Annotated in this window: 17 protein-coding genes and 1 other RNA gene; 14 read left to right on the top strand and 4 right to left on the bottom strand. The window is 63.5% G+C overall.

The window, feature by feature from the left end; genetic code table 11:
- The first annotated feature begins 129 nt into the window (after nucleotides 1-129).
- Nucleotides 130-747, top strand: coding sequence for a glutathione S-transferase N-terminal domain-containing protein (locus WMW70_RS03490; protein WP_341436106.1), 618 nt, complete (start codon nucleotides 130-132; stop codon nucleotides 745-747).
- 14 nt (nucleotides 748-761) lie between these two features.
- Nucleotides 762-1,175 (top strand): ClpXP protease specificity-enhancing factor, encoded by a 414-nt coding sequence (locus tag WMW70_RS03495; RefSeq protein ID WP_341436107.1) that lies wholly within the window; start codon nucleotides 762-764, stop codon nucleotides 1,173-1,175.
- A gap of 117 nt (nucleotides 1,176-1,292) precedes the next feature.
- On the opposite strand, the gene WMW70_RS03500 is transcribed toward WMW70_RS03495, so the two are convergent.
- The 4 genes from WMW70_RS03500 to WMW70_RS03515 are packed head-to-tail and all read right to left on the bottom strand — an operon-like array spanning nucleotide 1,293 to nucleotide 4,628.
- Nucleotides 1,293-1,826, bottom strand: a complete 534-nt coding sequence (locus WMW70_RS03500; protein ID WP_341436108.1) for a BON domain-containing protein — start codon at nucleotides 1,824-1,826, stop codon at nucleotides 1,293-1,295.
- Nucleotides 1,823-2,416 (bottom strand): phosphoheptose isomerase, encoded by a 594-nt coding sequence (locus WMW70_RS03505; RefSeq protein WP_341436109.1) that lies wholly within the window; start codon nucleotides 2,414-2,416, stop codon nucleotides 1,823-1,825. Before WMW70_RS03505 ends, WMW70_RS03500 begins: the two co-directional genes overlap by 4 nt.
- 29 nt (nucleotides 2,417-2,445) lie before the next feature.
- Complete coding sequence (locus tag WMW70_RS03510; RefSeq protein WP_341436110.1) at nucleotides 2,446-2,820, bottom strand: YraN family protein; 375 nt, start codon at nucleotides 2,818-2,820, stop codon at nucleotides 2,446-2,448.
- Complete coding sequence (locus WMW70_RS03515) at nucleotides 2,817-4,628, bottom strand: penicillin-binding protein activator (protein ID WP_341436544.1); 1,812 nt, start codon at nucleotides 4,626-4,628, stop codon at nucleotides 2,817-2,819. Before WMW70_RS03515 ends, WMW70_RS03510 begins: the two co-directional genes overlap by 4 nt.
- Nucleotides 4,629-4,731: 103 nt before the next feature.
- On the opposite strand from WMW70_RS03515, the gene rsmI reads away from it, so the two are divergent.
- The 12 genes from rsmI to murG all read left to right on the top strand — a co-directional run bounded on the left by rsmI (nucleotide 4,732) and on the right by murG (nucleotide 17,320).
- A complete protein-coding gene (rsmI, locus tag WMW70_RS03520; protein WP_341436111.1) occupies nucleotides 4,732-5,637 on the top strand; it encodes a 16S rRNA (cytidine(1402)-2'-O)-methyltransferase in 906 nt (301 codons plus the stop codon).
- A gap of 41 nt (nucleotides 5,638-5,678) precedes the next feature.
- Nucleotides 5,679-6,037, top strand: an RNA gene (gene rnpB / locus WMW70_RS03525) — RNase P RNA component class A.
- A gap of 309 nt (nucleotides 6,038-6,346) precedes the next feature.
- Nucleotides 6,347-6,802 carry a division/cell wall cluster transcriptional repressor MraZ gene (gene mraZ / locus WMW70_RS03530; protein ID WP_296129843.1) on the top strand — a complete coding sequence of 152 codons (456 nt, stop codon included), beginning with the start codon at nucleotides 6,347-6,349 and terminating at the stop codon, nucleotides 6,800-6,802.
- A 2-nt stretch (nucleotides 6,803-6,804) separates the two neighbouring features.
- Nucleotides 6,805-7,746, top strand: coding sequence for a 16S rRNA (cytosine(1402)-N(4))-methyltransferase RsmH (gene rsmH / locus WMW70_RS03535; protein WP_341436545.1), 942 nt, complete (start codon nucleotides 6,805-6,807; stop codon nucleotides 7,744-7,746).
- Nucleotides 7,743-8,036, top strand: a complete 294-nt coding sequence (gene ftsL / locus WMW70_RS03540) for a cell division protein FtsL (protein ID WP_341436112.1) — start codon at nucleotides 7,743-7,745, stop codon at nucleotides 8,034-8,036. The genes rsmH and ftsL overlap by 4 nt, the downstream gene beginning before the upstream one ends.
- Nucleotides 8,033-9,772, top strand: a complete 1,740-nt coding sequence (locus WMW70_RS03545) for a peptidoglycan D,D-transpeptidase FtsI family protein (protein WP_445942093.1) — start codon at nucleotides 8,033-8,035, stop codon at nucleotides 9,770-9,772. The genes ftsL and WMW70_RS03545 overlap by 4 nt, the downstream gene beginning before the upstream one ends.
- A complete protein-coding gene (locus WMW70_RS03550; protein ID WP_341436113.1) occupies nucleotides 9,772-11,235 on the top strand; it encodes a UDP-N-acetylmuramoyl-L-alanyl-D-glutamate--2,6-diaminopimelate ligase in 1,464 nt (487 codons plus the stop codon). The genes WMW70_RS03545 and WMW70_RS03550 overlap by 1 nt, the downstream gene beginning before the upstream one ends.
- Nucleotides 11,228-12,598: a UDP-N-acetylmuramoyl-tripeptide--D-alanyl-D-alanine ligase gene (locus tag WMW70_RS03555; RefSeq protein ID WP_341436114.1), complete on the top strand. Its 1,371-nt coding sequence runs from the start codon at nucleotides 11,228-11,230 to the stop codon at nucleotides 12,596-12,598. The genes WMW70_RS03550 and WMW70_RS03555 overlap by 8 nt, the downstream gene beginning before the upstream one ends.
- Nucleotides 12,598-13,680 carry a phospho-N-acetylmuramoyl-pentapeptide-transferase gene (mraY, locus tag WMW70_RS03560; RefSeq protein WP_341436115.1) on the top strand — a complete coding sequence of 361 codons (1,083 nt, stop codon included), beginning with the start codon at nucleotides 12,598-12,600 and terminating at the stop codon, nucleotides 13,678-13,680. Before WMW70_RS03555 ends, mraY begins: the two co-directional genes overlap by 1 nt.
- 7 nt (nucleotides 13,681-13,687) lie before the next feature.
- The gene (murD, locus tag WMW70_RS03565; RefSeq protein WP_341436116.1) at nucleotides 13,688-15,034 is read left to right on the top strand and encodes a UDP-N-acetylmuramoyl-L-alanine--D-glutamate ligase; all 1,347 of its coding nucleotides are present in this window, start codon (nucleotides 13,688-13,690) and stop codon (nucleotides 15,032-15,034) included.
- The gene (ftsW, locus tag WMW70_RS03570; RefSeq protein WP_341436117.1) at nucleotides 15,034-16,260 is read left to right on the top strand and encodes a putative lipid II flippase FtsW; all 1,227 of its coding nucleotides are present in this window, start codon (nucleotides 15,034-15,036) and stop codon (nucleotides 16,258-16,260) included. The genes murD and ftsW overlap by 1 nt, the downstream gene beginning before the upstream one ends.
- Complete coding sequence (murG, locus tag WMW70_RS03575; RefSeq protein ID WP_341436118.1) at nucleotides 16,250-17,320, top strand: undecaprenyldiphospho-muramoylpentapeptide beta-N-acetylglucosaminyltransferase; 1,071 nt, start codon at nucleotides 16,250-16,252, stop codon at nucleotides 17,318-17,320. The genes ftsW and murG overlap by 11 nt, the downstream gene beginning before the upstream one ends.
- Nucleotides 17,321-17,352: the final 32 nt, after the last annotated feature.

Raw genomic sequence — 17,352 nt, forward strand, 5'->3', positions numbered from 1 at the left:
TCTGGGCGCGCAGGTTTTGCGCCCTGCCATCCCTGGCGGTCACCCCTGCGGTGCCGTCGCAAGCGACGTCAAAAATTGCTCCGGCAATTTTTTCTGCTTCACATAACTTTATAAGCGAGGAGGACCGCCATGGGCGTGACCAATCGGTTGGCCTGTTACTCCGACCCCGCCGACCACTATTCCCACCGCGTACGCATCGTGCTCGCCGAGAAGGGTGTCAGCGCCGAAATCATCAGTGTCGAAAAGGGTCGTTATCCGGCGAAGCTGCTGGAGGTCAACCCCTATGCCAGCCTGCCGACCCTGGTCGATCGCGACCTGGCACTCTATGAGTCGACCGTGGTGATGGAGTATCTGGACGAGCGTTACCCGCACCCGCCGCTGTTGCCGGTTTATCCGGTGGCCAGGGCCAATAGCCGTTTGCTGATCCACCGTATCCAGCGTGATTGGTGCGCCCAGGTCGATCTAATTCTCGACCCGCGTAGCAAGGAGCCAGCCCGCGCCCTGGCGCGCAAGGAGCTGCGCGAGAGCCTGACCGGTGTCTCGCCGCTGTTTGCCGACAAGGCGTATTTCCTCAGTGAGGAATTGAGCCTGGTGGATTGTTGTCTGCTGCCGATTCTTTGGCGTTTGCCAATTCTGGGGATAGAGTTGCCAAAGCCGGCCAAGCCTTTGCTTGACTATATGGACCGCCAGTTTGCCCGTGAGGCGTTCCAGACCAGTTTGTCGCCTGTCGAGCGGGATATGCGTTAACTGAGGAGGTAGTGATGAAGTCGAGTCGTCCCTATCTGGTTCGTGCTCTGTACGAGTGGATTGTTGATAACGACTGCACCCCGCACTTGCTGGTCAATGCCGAGTTTGCCGGGGTGCAGGTGCCTGCGGGTTTTGCCAGTGATGGGCAGATCGTGCTGAATGTCTCGCCCAGTGCCGTGCGCCATCTGCATATGGATAACGATGCAGTGAGCTTCGAGGGTCGCTTCGGTGGCGTGCCTCAGAGCCTGTATATCCCTTCCGCGGCGGTGCTGGCGATCTATGCCCGGGAGAATGGCCAGGGCATGGTCTTCGAGGTGGAAGCGTCGTTGGCCGAGGAGGGCGAGCTGGAAGAGCCCGATGATGGGAGCCCGCCGGATGGCGAGCCGCCGCGACCAAGTGGTCGACCCAGTCTGAAGGTGGTCAAGTAAGAAGAAATGGCAGGGAGCCATTTCTGGGCTTGTGTAGCGGCGGCCGAGGGGGTTGTCAGGACATGACTCACAAAAAAAGGCGACCCTCGGGTCGCCTTTTTTATGGGCGTGGTGAACTCAGTTGGTGTACTGGAACAGCCGCACGATCTTCTGCACCCCGGACACGCTCTGCACCAGGTTGGTGGCCTGGGCTGCCTCGGCGCGCGAGACCAGCCCGAGCATGTAGACGATGCCGTTCTCGGTAATCACCTTGATGCGCGAGCCCGGGACCGTGGCGTCAGCGAGCATCTGGGCCTTGATCCGGGTGGTCAGCAGCGAGTCGTTGCTGCGTACCAGCAGCGAGGTGGGTTGTTGCACCTGCAGCTCGTTGTGCACCTTGCTGACGTTGTTGACCTTGCGTGCCGCCTGTTCTGCCATGGCTTTCAGGTCGCTGCGCGGAGTCTGGCCAGCGAGCAGAACCACGCCGTTATAGCTGGTGACCACGATGCGCGATGTGGGGCTGGTCAGGTCGATATGGGCGCGGGCGACGTTGGAGCTGACCTCCGGGGCGATAAACTGGTCGTCGATCTTGTTGCCGACGCTACGGTTGCCACAGCCGGCCAGGGCAAGGGTCAGTGCCAGGGTGGCGAGGATCAGTGGTGAACGGGTCATTCTTCACTCCCAAACAGTTGGCTGTCGATCAGGTCGCACAGGCAGTGGATGGCCAGCAGGTGGACTTCCTGGATGCGTGCGGTGACTTTCGAAGGAACGCGGATTTCCACGTCTTCCGGTAGCAGCAGTGAGGCCATGCCGCCGCCGTCGCGGCCGGTGAGGGCGACCACGGTCATTTCGCGGTCGTGGGCAGCCTGGATGGCCTGGATCACGTTGGCCGAATTGCCGCTGGTGGAGATCGCCAGCAGTACGTCGCCCGGTTGACCAAGGGCGCGGATCTGCTTGGAGAAGATCTCGTTGTAGCTGTAGTCATTGGCAATCGAGGTGATGGTCGAACTGTCGGTAGTCAGGGCGATGGCCGGCAGGCTCGGGCGCTCGCGCTCGAAGCGGTTGAGCAGCTCGGAGGAGAAGTGCTGGGCGTCGCCAGCAGAGCCGCCATTGCCGCAGGTAAGGATCTTGCCCTCGCTGAGCAGGGCCTGAACCATGGCCAGGCTGCCTTGTTCGATAAGGGGGATGAGCACTTCCATGGCCTGCTGCTTGGTGTCGATGCTGGCTTGGAACAGGTGGCGAATACGGGCTTGCATATCCATGGAGATATAACCTTCAGTGGGGCGTCTGCTTAGGTATCAAAGGCGTTTTGAATCCAGTTCAGTGGCGCGGGGGCTGGGCTGTCGGCAGTTATGGCAATCACATCAAAGCGGCATGGGTGCTTGGCCCAGCGTGACTCCTGCTGCAGAAAGTGCTGGGCGGCGCGGCTGAGTTTCTCACGTTTGCGTGCATCGACGCTTTCAGCTGCGCCACCCCAGGCGCTATAGCGCCGATAGCGAACTTCCACGAATACTACTGTATCGCTGTCGAGCATGACCAGATCGAGCTCGCCGAGGCGGCAGCGCCAGTTCTGTGCCAGCAGGCGCAGGCCGCGCTGTTCGAGGAACTGGCGCGCCAGAGCCTCAGCCGCCTGGCCACTTTGTTGTGGGTTGTTGCGCTCGGTCAAAGGGCGCTGTCGGGCAGGCGCTGGACCTGGCCGTCGCGGAATTCGGCCCAGGGCAGCTGGCGTTCGATGCGTTGCGCCGGGTTCAGGCTGAGGCTGCCGGACAGGCCGTCCAGGCGGGTCTCGGGCAGGGCCTTGAGCTGGGTCAGGCGCGGGGCCAGCTGATAGGCGTCGGCCCCCATGGCATACAGCCGGCCAAGGCTGCCGCCGGCCTGGGGCCACTGGCTGCTGGCCTGCTGGCGCAATGGGTCGTTGACGTTCAGCAGCCAGGGCGTTTCGCAGAACATGATGCCGTTCAGGTCGAGGTACTGGGCCTGGCTGTGGCTGCCGGTGAACAGGTGCGAGGTGGCGTACACGGGCACGTCGCCGGCGTACTGGAAGGCCAGGGTCGGTTTGATCTGCTGGGCCTGCTGCGGGGTAGCGGCGAGGAAGATAAAGTCGATATCGCGGCGGCGCGACGGGGCTGCGGCAACGGCGTCGCCCAGGGTGCTCTGCAGGCGTTTGCCGCGGGCTTCGCTCTCGCGCAGCTGGAACAGCTCGGCGATCTGCTTGGCCAGTTCTACCGGCTGGTCGACATGTTCGGCGGCGATCAGGGTGCCGCCTTGCGCCTGCCAGCTCTGGCGAAAGGCGTCGAGTACGCGGTCGCCCCAGTCGCCGCTTGGCACCAGTGCCACTGCCCGGCGGTGGCCGTCGGCCCAGGCGCGGCGTGCCACTTCGCGGGCTTCATCTTCTGCGGCCAGACCGAACTGGAAGAGCTGAGCGGGGCCTTCCTGGGCGGTTTCGCTGTAGTTCAAGGCCAGGGTGGTGATGGGCAGTTGCTCGCGGGCGCTGAGCTGGGTGACCAGCGGTTTTTCCAGCGGCCCCACGACCAGTTGCACGCCGGAGGCCTGGGCCTGGCGGTAGAACTCATCCAGGGAGCCGATGCGCGAGCTGTCGAAAATCTGAATGTTGGGCGGGTTCTGCCCGGCCTGCTGGGCCTGGTAATGAGCGGCGAGAAAACCGTCGCGCAGCGCCCGGGCGACATTGGCCAGTTGGCCATCCTGGGGCAGCAGCAGGGCTATTTCGCTCAGCGGTTGGCTGGAAAGCTTCTTCAGTTCGACCAGGGTCTCGGGTAGTTGCTGGGCGGCGGGGTGGCCGGGGTTCTGCAGCAGCCAGTTGTCGATGGCTTGCTGCTGCTGTTCCAGGGTGCCGGCGCTCTTGGTGGCGCGGGCCAGGTCTACCCAGCCATTGAGGTCGGCGTCGCCGCTGGCCTGCAGCTGCTCCAGAGGCAGGCTGGAGACCAGGGTCCAGATTTCCTGATGGTTGCGTGCGGCGGCTTCACCGCTGAGCAGGGGGGCGATAAAGGCGCGTTCGCGGGCTGCGGCCAGGGTCTGTCCGCTGGCCTGCAGGGCGCTGGCGCGGACCAGCTGGCTGCGTACTTGCTGTTCAACCGGTAGTTCGCCGAGGCGCTCCATGCTCGGGTGGCTCAGGGCGCGCAGGGCTGCCTTGGGCTGCTCGCGGGCCATCTCCAGTTCGGCACGCAGGGTGCTGGCATAGATCTGCTGGGCCGGTTTCAGACTTTCCAGCTGGACCTTCTCGAGGATGCTGGCCGCGCGGGCAATGTTTTTCTGCCGGTAGGCCAGGTCGGCGGCGGACAGGCGCAGCAGTTCGGCCTGTTCGGAGGTGCTGTCGCCGGCCTGTTGCAGCAGTTGCTCGATGCTGGCTTGCGGGGTGCGTGGCAGTTCGCCCAGGTTGGACGTGGGGGAGCTGGCGCAGGCGGCGAGGAGGGCGGCGAGGCAGAAGATGGAGAGTGGGCGCAGGCGGGCGATCAGGCTGGTGGGCATGTAGGGCGTTCCTGATACTTGATCAAATGAGCGGTGAATTGTACCCAAGCCCGCCGGGTGACGCGATGTCGAAGGTTGGAAACGGGCTACAATGCGCGCTTTGCTGATTGACGAGGCCTGTGTTGTGACCCCATCCGCTGCTCCGAATCCCATCTGCGGCACGCTTTATGTGGTGGCCACGCCCATCGGTAACCTGGACGACATCAGTGCCCGGGCGCTGACCATTCTGCGTAGCGTCGCCCTGATCGCGGCCGAGGACACCCGCCATTCGGCGCGGCTGATGCAGCACTTCGGTATCGCGACGCCCCTGGCGGCCTGTCATGAGCACAACGAGCGTGATCAAGGCGGGCGCTTTCTCGCGCGTCTGCAGGCGGGGGAGGATGTGGCGTTGATTTCCGACGCCGGCACTCCGCTGATCTCCGATCCGGGTTATCACCTGGTGCGTCAGGCGCGTGCGGCGGGCGTGGCGGTTGTGCCGGTGCCAGGGGCCTGCGCATTGATCGCGGCCTTGTCGGCGGCCGGCTTGCCCTCTGACCGTTTTATCTTCGAGGGCTTTCTGCCGGCCAAGACTGCCGGTCGGCGCGCACGCCTGGAGCAGGTAAAGGAAGAGCCGCGCACCCTGATCTTCTACGAAGCCCCTCACCGTATTCTCGAATGCCTGCAGGATATGCAGACGGTGTTCGGCGATGAGCGCCCGGCATTGCTGGCGCGGGAGATCACCAAGACCTTCGAGACCCTCAAGGGGCTGCCGCTGGCGGAGCTGGCGGCCTGGGTGGCGGCCGATAGCAATCAGCAGCGCGGCGAATGCGTGGTGCTGGTCGCCGGCTGGCAGGCTCCTGAGGGTGATGAGGCGGTGAGCGGCGAAGCGCTGCGGGTGCTCGATCTTTTGCTGGAGGAAATGCCGCTCAAGCGCGCCGCGGCGTTGGCGGCGGAGATCACCGGAGTGCGCAAGAACTTGCTCTATCAGGCTGCGCTGGAGCGGCAGAAAGGCGCTTGAGCCTTGTTCTATCGGGCTGGTGTCGGTAACCTTGGCGGCGGAGAGTCGATCGGACAGTCGCTGCCGTGTTGCGTTCTGCGTAATGCGGGGGAGGAAAGTCCGGGCTCCATAGGGCGGAGTGCCAGGTAACGCCTGGGAGGCGTGAGCCTACGGAAAGTGCCACAGAAAATAACCGCCTAAGCGCTTCGGTGCCGGTAAGGGTGAAAAGGTGCGGTAAGAGCGCACCGCACGACTGGTAACAGTTCGTGGCTAGGCAAACCCCACTCGGAGCAAGACCAAATAGGGTTCCATTGGCGTGGCCCGCGCTGGAACCGGGTAGGTTGCTAAAGGCGTGCAGTGATGTACGTCGTAGAGGAATGACTGTCCTCGACAGAACCCGGCTTACAGATCGACTCTCCACCTTTCTCCATTGATCCGCTTCACTTTCATTCCCCGCTTTCTAAGACCGAAAAAATCTTACTCTTAACAAATCACTTTAAGTTTGAAGTGCAGCTTCCTGCGCGGGCTCGTTTTAGTGTGTCGATTGTCTGACCCTCTGCTGTTTCTTTCTCTCTTTGTTTCGCTAAATCTCCGTTCTATAAGGGTTTTTCCCGCTGGGCGCGCCTTGACGGTGGGGGGCGTGCGTTCCTATAGTGTGCGCGAGTGGCAAGAAGTGGCATGAAGTGGGTTTTTTTGGGCATGGACAGCTAATTAAAGGGGAAGCGCGGTCGTGTTTCGCGGAGCTAACGCCATCAGTCTCGACGCCAAAGGGCGCCTCGCGATGCCAAGTCGGTATCGGGATGAGCTCGTCTCGCGTTGTGCCGGCCAGCTTATCGTCACCATCGATGCCATCGACCCCTGTCTGTGTGTCTACCCCCTGGCCGAGTGGGAACTGATCGAAGCCAAACTGCGTGAGCTGGCGTCCTTTCGCGAGGAGAATCGTCGTTTGCAGCGTCTGCTGATCGGTAATGCGGTTGACCTGGAGCTGGATGCCAGTGGTCGTTTCCTGGTGCCGCCGCGGCTGCGCGAGTACGCCAAGCTGGATAAGCGCGCAATGCTGGTGGGTCAGCTCAATAAATTTCAATTGTGGGATGAGGATGCCTGGAATGCCGTGGCGGATGCCGATCTGGCCGCCATCAAGCAACCGGGTGCTCTGTCCGACGAACTACGGGACCTGATCCTGTGACTATGTCCAGCAGCTTTCGCCATATAACAGTGCTACTCGACGAGGCGGTCGAGGGGCTGGCTGTGCGTGCGGACGGCTGCTACCTGGATGGCACCTTCGGCCGCGGCGGGCACAGTCGGCTGATTCTCGAGAGGCTGGGCCCTGACGGCCGCCTGCTGGGGTTCGACAAGGATCCCCTGGCGATTGCGACGGGGAATGCGCTGGCGGCCGAAGACGGCCGCTTTGTCGTTGTGCAGCGCAGTTTTGCGGAACTCGGTGAAGAGGTTGCTGTCCGCGGCCTGGCCGGCAAGGTCAGCGGCATCCTGCTCGACCTCGGCGTGTCCTCGCCGCAGCTCGATGATGCCGAACGCGGCTTCAGCTTCATGAACGATGGCCCGCTGGATATGCGCATGAACCCGGATGCGGGTGTCAGTGCCGCGCAGTTTATTGCCAGCGCGACCGAAGAGGAAATTGCTCGGGTCTTCAAGGAATACGGTGAAGAGCGCTTCGCCAAACGCATGGCCCGTGCGGTGGTGCTGCGCCGCGCCGAGCAGCCGTTCGAGCGTACCGCTGACCTGGCCCAGGTACTGACCGTGGCCAATCCGGCCTGGGAAAAAGGCAAGAATCCGGCCACCCGTGCCTTCCAGGGCCTGCGCATCTTTGTCAATAACGAGCTCGGCGACCTTGAAGTCGGCCTGGATGCCGCCCTGGAAGCCCTCGAAGTGGGTGGGCGGCTGGTGGTGATCAGCTTTCATTCCCTGGAAGATCGCATCGTCAAACTCTTTATGCGCAAGCATGCCAAGGGCGAACAGGACAAGTTGCCGCGCGACCTGCCGATCATTCCGAAGGCCTTCGAGCCACGTCTGAAACTGATCGGCAAGGCGCAGTTCGCCTCGGAAGCCGAGCAGAAAGCCAATCCGCGTTCGCGCAGTGCCGTTATGCGCGTTGCGGAGAAAATGCGATGAGCGCGATCTTCGCCAAGCCATTGCCCGGCGGCAGTCTGCTGATGCTGGTGCTGTTCCTCTGCGTACTGGTTTCGGCCGTGGCGGTGTCCTACAGCGCCCACTGGAATCGCCAGCTGCTCAACGACCTGTATGCCGAACTCAGCGTGCGCGACAAGGCGCAGGCGGAGTGGGGGCGGTTGATCCTCGAACAGAGCACCTGGACTGCCCACAATCGGATCGAGGCCCTGGCCTCCGAACGCCTCGGCATGCGCATCCCGGATGCCGCCGAAGTGCGCATGGTGGCCCCATGATCAGGCTCGAAGGCGCTCTCTACCCTTGGCGCTTCCGCCTGGTACTGCTGGTGCTGGCCTTGATGGTGGGTGCCATTGCCTGGCGCATCGTCGATCTGCAGGTGTTCGACCAGAGCTTCCTGCAGGCCCATGGCGATGCTCGCAGCGTGCGCCATATACCGATTCCGGCGCACCGCGGCCTGATCACCGACCGCAATGGCGAGCCCCTGGCCGTCAGCACCCCGGTGACCACCCTGTGGGCCAACGGCAAGGAGCTGCAGAATGGCAAGGCCCAGTGGCCGATCCTGGCGGCAGCTCTGGGTCAGGAGACCAAGGCTTTCAGTGCGCGTTTGCAGGCCAATGCCGAGCGCGAATTTATGTACCTGGTGCGCGGGCTGACGCCTGAGCAGGGTCGGCGCATTCTCGATATGAAAGTGCCGGGCGTATATGGCATTGAAGAGTTTCGTCGTTTCTACCCGGCAGGCGAGGTCGCCGCTCATGTGGTGGGGTTTACCGATATTGATGACCGCGGCCGTGAAGGGATGGAGTTGGCTTTTGATGATTGGCTGGCCGGTGTTCCCGGCAAGCGGCAAGTGCTCAAGGACAGGCGCGGCCGGCTGATCAAAGACGTCCAGGTGGCACAGAATGCCAAGGCCGGTAAGGCCTTGGCATTGTCGATTGACCTGCGCCTGCAATACCTCGCGCACCGTGAACTGCGTAATGCGCTGCTCGAGTTTGGCGCTAAGGCCGGTAGCCTGGTCATGGTTGATGTGCGCACCGGTGAAGTCCTGGCAATGGTCAATCAGCCGACCTACAACCCGAATAATCGCCGTAATTTGCAGCCCGCAGCGATGCGTAACAGGGCGATGATTGATGTGTTCGAGCCCGGCTCGACCATGAAGCCGTTCTCCATGAGCGCCGCGCTGGAAAGTGGCCGTTGGAAGTCGTCGGACACGGTCGATGTCTACCCGGGCACCTTGCAGATCGGTAAGTACACCATTCGCGACGTGTCGCGCAGCAGTGGCCCGCTTAGCCTCACCGATATTTTGATCAAGTCGAGCAACGTCGGCATGAGTAAAATTGCATTTGATATCGGTGGCCAGTCGATTTACGAAGTCATGCAGCAGGTTGGCCTGGGTCAGGATACCGGGCTCGGTTTCCCAGGTGAGCGCGTTGGCAACCTGCCGAACTACCGCGAATGGCGCAAGGCCGAAACGGCTACGTTGTCGTATGGCTATGGCTTGTCAGTCACCGCTGTACAGCTTGCCCATGCCTATTCGGTACTCGCCAATAATGGCCGCAGCACAAATCTTTCACTGGCGCGTATTGACCGTAAGCCGGACTCCGTTCAGGTGATTCCTGAAGACATTGCGGTGGTCATCCAGGGCATGTTGCAGCAGGTCATTGAAGCGCCGGGTGGCGTTTATCGCGCCAAGGTGCCGGGCTACCACGTCGCTGGCAAGAGTGGCACTGCGCGCAAGGTTTCAGTGGGTAGTCGTGGCTACCGAGACAATGCGTATCGCTCGCTCTTTGCCGGTTTTGGTCCGGTCAGTGACCCGCGTATTGCGGTGGCCATTGTGATCGATGAGCCAAGTCAGGGTGGTTATTACGGTGGCCTGGTCTCTGCCCCGGTGTTTGGCAAGGTCATGGCCGGTGCGCTGCGTCTGATGAACGTCGCCCCGGATAACCTGCCGCCAGCCGAGCCGGCAAAAGTTGAAACCGCGGCCGTTGATCCCCTTAAAGGAGGGCGTATCTGATGCCCATGCCCCTCAATCAGTTGTTGCCGGAAGCCGCCAGTTCGGCGCTGATCCGCGAATTGACCCTGGACAGCCGCAAGGTGCGTCCGGGCGATCTGTTTCTTGCCGTGCCCGGCACCCAGCAGGATGGCCGCGTGCATATCGCCGACGCCATCGCCCGTGGGGCCGCCGCGGTGGCCTATGAGGCCGAGGGCGCGTTGCCGATGACCGCCCATAGCGCCGAGCTGGTGGCGCTCAAGGGCCTGGCGGGGCAGCTGTCGGCCATCGCCGGGCGCTTTTATGGTGAGCCGAGCCGTGGTCTGCATCTGATCGGTATCACCGGCACCAACGGCAAAACCAGTGTCAGCCAGTTGTTGGCCCAGGCCCTGGATCTGCTCGGCGAGCGTTGCGGCATCGTTGGCACCCTAGGTAACGGCTTCTATAACGCCCTGGCTCTGGGTCGCCACACCACTCCGGACCCGATCGGGGTGCAGGCGACCCTGGCCGATATGAAGAATGCCGGCGCGCGCGCCGTGGCCATGGAAGTGTCTTCCCATGGTCTGCACCAGGGCCGGGTCGCGGCCCTGGCCTTCGATGTGGCGGTGTTTACCAACCTGTCCCGCGACCATCTGGATTATCACGGTTCGATGGACGCCTATGGCGAGGCCAAGGCTGCCCTGTTCGCCTGGTCGGGGCTGCGCTGCCGGGTGCTCAACCTGGATGATGCCTTTGGCCGCGAGCTGGCAGAGGCCGAGCATCCCTCGCGCCTGATCGGCTACAGCCTGGAAAATCCTGCGGCCTACCTGTATTGCCGCGATATTCGTTTCGATGAGCAGGGCGTGCGCGCCACCCTGGTCACCCCGCGCGGCGAAGGCCACCTGCGCAGCTCCCTACTCGGTCGTTTCAACCTGAGCAACCTGCTGGCGGTGGTCGGTGCGCTGCTCGGCATGGATTACGCGCTGGACGAAATTCTCAAGCTGCTGCCGCAGTTGCAGGGACCGGTTGGTCGCATGCAGCGTTTGGGTGGGGTCAAGCAGCCATTATTGGTGGTCGATTATGCCCACACCCCGGATGCCCTGGAGAAGGTCCTCGAAGCCCTTCGCCCGCATGTCAAAGGCCGCCTGCTGTGCCTGTTCGGCTGCGGCGGCGACCGTGACCGTGGCAAGCGTCCGCTGATGGCTGCCGTGGTCGAGCGCCTGGCCGATGGCGTGCTGGTGACCGACGACAACCCGCGCAGCGAGGCTCCCGAGCAGATCTTCAACGATATTCGTGCCGGCTTTGCTAACCCCGAGGCGGTGCAGTTTGTTCATGGTCGTGGCCAGGCCATCGCCCAGCTGGTCGCGGCTGCCAGTGCCGACGACGTGCTGGTGCTGGCCGGCAAGGGGCATGAGGACTACCAGGAAATTAACGGCGAGCGTCAGCCGTTCTCCGATCTGATCGAAGCCGGCAAGGCCCTGGCCGTTTGGGAGGTGGCCCATGCTTAAGGCTCTGCGTTTGAGCGAAGTGGCCGCGGCCCTGAGTGCGCGCCTGATCGGCCGCGATTGTGCTTTCGATGCCGTCAGCAGTGACAGCCGGGCGATTCGCCCCGGGCAGTTGTTTGTCGCCCTGAGCGGGCCGCGCTTCGACGGTCATGATTACCTGGCCGAGGTCGCCGCCAAGGGTGCGGTGGCTGCACTGGTCGAGCGCGAAGTCGCCGGCTCGCCCTTGCCGCAACTGCTGGTGGGCGATACCCGCCTGGCCCTGGGCCAGCTGGGCGCACTCAAGCGTCGCGCCTTCGGTGGCCCGGTGGTGGCGATTACCGGTTCCAGTGGCAAGACCACGGTCAAGGAAATGCTCGCCAGCATCCTGCGGGTTGGCCAGCGCGGGCCGGTGTTGGCCACCCGTGGCAATCTCAACAATGAACTTGGGGTGCCTCTGACCCTGCTGGAACTGGCTGCCGAGCATGTCGCGGCGGTGATCGAGCTGGGCGCTAACCATGTCGGCGAGATCGCCTACACCGTCGGCCTGACCCAGCCTCAGGTGGTCATTATCACCAATGCCGGCAGTGCCCATGTCGGCGAGTTCGGCGGCCCGGAGAAGATCGTCCAGGCCAAGGGCGAGATTCTCGAAGGCCTGAGCGACAGCGGTGTGGCCGTGCTCAACCTGGACGATCCGGCCTTTGCCACCTGGCAGCAGCGCGCCAAGGGGCGTGCCGTTAGCAGTTTTTCCCTGCACAAGTCGGCGGCGGATTTTCACGCCAGCGATCTGCAGCGCGATGCCCGCGGCTGCTCGGCCTTTACCCTGCATTGCCGTCAGGGCCAGGCGGTGGTTCAGCTCAATCTGCTCGGCGAACACAATGTGGCCAACGCCCTGGCTGCTGCTGCGGCTGCCGCGGCCCTGAGCGTGCCGCTGGTGGATATCAAGACCGGTCTGGAAAACCTGCAGCCGGTCAAGGGCCGCGCGGTGGCGCAACTCGCACCCAACGGCATGCGGGTGATCGACGACAGCTACAACGCCAACCCCGCGTCGATCTGCGCCGCGGTGGATATCCTCGCCGGTTTTTCCGGGCGCACCGTGCTGGTCCTCGGCGATATGGGCGAGCTGGGTGACTGGGCCGAACAGGGCCACCGGGAAGTGGGCCGTTATGCCGCCGGCAAGGTCTCCGCACTCTATGCAGTGGGCCCGCTTATGGCCCATGCCGTTGCCGAATTCGGGGCCCAGGGCCGGCACTTCGCCGACCAGGCCAGTCTGATCGCCGCCCTTGCCGGCGAGTCGGGCGACACCACCCTTCTAATCAAAGGTTCACGCAGTGCCGCGATGGAAAATGTCGTGGCGGCGCTCTGTGGCACATCCGGGGAGAGTCACTAATGCTGCTGCTGCTGGCCGAATACCTGCAACAGTTCCACAAAGGCTTCGCGGTCTTTCAGTACCTGACCCTGCGCGGCATTCTCGGTGTGCTCACCGCGCTGGCGCTGTCGTTGTGGCTGGGGCCCTGGATGATCCGCACCCTGCAGATCCGCCAGATCGGCCAGTCGGTGCGCAACGACGGCCCGCAGTCGCACCTGTCGAAAAAGGGCACGCCGACCATGGGCGGCGCGCTGATCCTCTCCGCGATTACCGTCAGCACCCTGCTCTGGGCGGACCTGAGCAATCGCTACGTCTGGGTGGTGCTGGCCGTGACCCTGCTGTTCGGGGCCGTGGGCTGGGTCGACGACTACCGCAAGGTGATCGAGAAGAACTCCAAGGGCCTGCCGAGTCGCTGGAAGTACTTCTGGCAATCGGTGTTTGGTCTCGGCGCGGCGCTGTTCCTTTTTATGACCGCACAGAGCCCGGTGGAAACCACCCTGATCCTGCCAATACTCAAGGACTTCAGCGTCGAGCTGGGTCTGGGCTTCGTGGTGCTGACCTACTTCGTGATCGTCGGTTCGAGCAATGCGGTAAACCTCACCGACGGCCTCGACGGCCTGGCCATTCTGCCCACCGTCATGGTTGGCGGCGCGTTGGGGATCTTCTGCTACCTGTCGGGCAACGTGAATTTCTCTGAATACCTGCTGATTCCCTATGTGCCGGGGGCCGGCGAGCTGATCATTTTCTGCGCCGCGCTGGTTGGTGCGGGCCTGGGGTTTCTCTGGTTCAACACCTACCCGGCCCAGGTGTTTATGGGCGACGTCGGCGCGCTGGCGCTGGGCGCGGCCCTGGGCACCATCGCGGTGATCGTCCGTCAGGAAGTGGTGCTGTTCATCATGGGCGGGGTGTTCGTGATGGAAACCCTGTCGGTGATCATCCAGGTCGCCAGCTTCAAGCTGACCGGCAAGCGGGTGTTCCGCATGGCACCGATTCATCACCATTTCGAACTCAAAGGCTGGCCCGAGCCGCGCGTCATTGTGCGCTTCTGGATCATCACCGTGATTCTGGTGCTGATCGGCCTTGCCACCTTGAAACTGCGTTGAGGAAACAATGAGCCTGATCGCTTCTGACCACTTCCGCATCGTTGTCGGCCTCGGCAAGAGCGGCATGTCCCTGGTGCGCTTCCTCGCGCGCCAGGGCTTGCCCTTTGCCGTGGTCGACACCCGTGCCAATCCGCCGGAGCTCGCCACCTTGCGCGAACAGTTTCCGCAGGTTGAAGTGCGTTGTGGCGAGCTGGATGTGGAGTTCCTCTGCCGCGCCAGTGAGCTGCTGGTCAGCCCGGGCCTGGCCATCGCCACGCCAGCGCTGCAGGCTGCCGCCGCGCGTGGAGTCAAGCTGTCCGGCGATATCGATCTGTTCGCCCGTTATGCCAAGGCCCCGATCATTGCCATCACCGGCTCCAACGCCAAGAGCACGGTGACCACCCTGGTCGGCGAGATGGCCGCGGCGGCGGGCAAAAGGGTCGCAGTCGGTGGCAACCTCGGCACCCCGGCACTGGATCTGCTTGATGATGCAGTCGAGCTGTATGTGCTGGAGCTGTCGAGCTTCCAGCTGGAAACCACCGACCAGCTCAACGCCGAGGTGGCGACCTGCCTGAATATCAGCGAAGACCATATGGATCGCTACGCTTCGCTGGCCGCCTATCATCTGGCCAAGCACCGTATCTTCCGTGGCGCGCGCCAGGTGGTGGTCAATCGCGACGACGCGCTGTCGCGTCCGCTGGTAGCCGATCAGCTGCCGTGCTGGACCTTCGGTCTGGGCAAGCCGGACTTCAAGCGCTTCGGTCTGCTTGAGGAGAACGGCGAGAAGTATCTGGCCTATCAGTTCGATGCGCTGCTGCCGGTACGCGAATTGAAGATTCGTGGTGCGCATAATCAGTCCAACGCCCTCGCGGCCTTGGCCCTGGGTCACGCCGTGGGCCTGCCGTTCGAGGCCATGTTGCAGACCCTGCGTAGCTTCGCCGGCCTGGCGCATCGCTGCCAGTGGGTGGGCGAGCGCAATGCAGTGAGCTACTACGACGACTCCAAGGCCACCAACGTAGGTGCCGCCCTGGCTGCCATCGAAGGTCTGGGCGCGGATATCGGCGGCAAGCTGGTGCTGATCGCCGGTGGCGATGGCAAGGGTGCCGATTTCTCCGCGTTGAAAAAGCCGGTCGGCCAGTTCTGTCGCGCGGTGATTCTGCTCGGCCGTGATGCCGAGCTGCTGGCTACCGCACTGGGCGATGCCGCGCCGCTGATTCGGGTCAAGACCCTGGAAGAGGCCGTACAGCGCGCCGCAGAGTTGGCCGAGGCGGGCGATGCCGTGCTGCTGTCGCCGGCCTGCGCCAGCCTGGACATGTTCAAGAATTTCGAGGAGCGCGGACGTCTGTTCGCCCAGGCCGTGGAGGGGTTGCACTGATGCTCGCGCACCTGCTCGCCGCGCCCTCGCCGCTGCATACCCGTCGCGGTATCGACCTGGACTTCCCGCTGCTGGTGGGTTGCCTGGCGCTGCTCGGCCTGGGCCTGGTGATGATCGCCTCGGCGTCCTCCGAAGTGGCGGCGGCGCAGTCTGGCAATCCCTTCTATCACATGATCCGCCACCTGATTTACCTGGGCCTCGGCCTCGGTGCGGCCCTGGTCACCCTGTTGGTGCCAATGGCCATGTGGCAGCGCTACAGCGGCAGGCTGCTGCTGGTGGCAGTGGTGTTGCTGGTGCTGGTGCTGGTGCCGGGCATCGGCCGTGAAGTCAACGGGGCCAAGCGCTGGATCGGTCTGGGCATCATCAACCTGCAGCCCTCCGAGCTGGCCAAGCTGTTTACCGTGCTGTTCCTCGCTGGTTATCTGGTGCGCCGCCAGGCTGAAGTGCGCGAGAAGCTGATCGGTTTTCTCAAGCCGCTGGCAGTACTCGGGCCCATCGCCGGGTTGCTGCTGGCCGAGCCGGACTTCGGGGCCACCGTGGTTCTGGTCGGCGCGTCGATTGCCATGCTGTTTCTCGGCGGGGTCAACCTGCTGCGCTTTATTCCCCTGGCGGCCGGCGTGCTGGCGGCGGGGATATTGGTGATGACCAGCCAGTCCTACCGCATGCAGCGCCTGACCAACTTTATCGACCCCTGGGCCGACCAGTACGGTGCCGGCTACCAGCTGAGCCAGGCGTTGATCGCCTTCGGCCGTGGCGAGTGGTTCGGCGTCGGCCTAGGCAACAGCATCCAGAAGCAGTTCTACCTGCCGGAAGCCCATACCGACTTCGTGTTTGCTGTGCTGGCCGAGGAGCTGGGCATGGTCGGCGCGCTGATTACCGTCGGCCTGTTTGTCTTCGTCAGCGTACGCGCGCTGTATATCGGCCTGTGGGCGGAGAAGGCCAAGCAGTTCTTCGCCGCCTATGTGGCCTACGGCCTGTCCTTTCTGTGGATCGGCCAGGTGCTGATCAATATCGGCGTGAATGTCGGTCTGCTGCCGACCAAGGGCCTGACCCTGCCGTTCCTCAGCTATGGCGGCAGCTCCCTGGTGATCTGCTGCATCAGCCTGGCCATGCTGCTGCGCATCGAGTGGGAACGGCGTACCCAGCTGGGCAGCGAAGACGCCGATTTCACCGAGTCCGATTTTGTCGAAGACCAGGCCGCCGGGGAGGTTCGCCATGCGCGGTAATGTCTTGATCATGGCCGGCGGCACCGGCGGCCACGTGTTCCCGGCCCTGGCCTGCGCCAAGGAGTTCAAGGCCCGCGGCTACAGCGTGCATTGGCTGGGCACCCCGCGCGGTATCGAGAACGAGCTGGTGCCGGCGGCCGATCTGCCGCTGCACCTGATCAGCGTCAGCGGCCTGCGCGGCAAGGGCAAGCTGTCCCTGCTCAAGGCACCGTTCCAGCTGCTCAGGGCGCTGTTCCAGGCGCGCAAGATCATGCGCGAGCTTGAGCCTGTGTGCGTGCTCGGCATGGGCGGCTATGTCACGGGCCCCGGCGGCCTGGCTGCGCGCATGTGTGGCGCGCCGCTGATCATCCATGAGCAGAACGCCGTGGCCGGCACCGCCAACCGCAGCCTGGTGCCATTCGCCAGCCGCGTTTGCGAGGCCTTCCCGGATACCTTCGCTGCCAGCGACAAGCGCCGCACCACCGGCAACCCGGTGCGCGAAGAGCTGTTTCTGGAAACCCCGCGTGATTCGTTGCGCAATCGCCAGCCGCGTCTGCTGGTGCTGGGTGGCAGCCTGGGTGCCGAGCCGCTGAATAAACTGCTGCCCGAAGCCCTGGCGCGGGTGGCTGGCGAGCTGCGCCCTGAAGTGTTTCATCAGGCTGGCAAGCAGCACGCCGAAATTACCGCTGAACGCTACGGCGCAGTTGGCGTCGAAGCGCAGGTCGTACCCTTTATCAAGGACATGGCGCGGGCTTATGCCTGGGCCGATCTGGTGGTGTGCCGCGCCGGTGCCTTGACCGTCAGCGAGTTGGCCGCCGCGGGTTTGCCGTCGTTCCTGGTGCCGCTGCCCCATGCCATCGACGATCACCAGACGTATAACGCCGGCTATCTGGCCAGGGAGGGTGCCGCCGTCCTTCTGCCGCAAGGCTCCACTGACGCCGCCAAGCTGGCCGCGCAGCTGACCGAGGTTTTGATGCACCCCGAACGATTAAAAGAAATGGCCAGCACCGCGCGTCGCCTGGCCAAGCCCGATGCAACCCGCACCGTTGTCGATATCTGCCTGGAGGTGGCCCGTGGCTAAGTCTCCCGCCGCTGCTCGTTCGGAAATCCGCC

Origin of the sequence: Pseudomonas sp. XK-1, assembly GCF_038069885.1 — a bacterium.
GTDB lineage: Bacteria > Pseudomonadota > Gammaproteobacteria > Pseudomonadales > Pseudomonadaceae > Aquipseudomonas.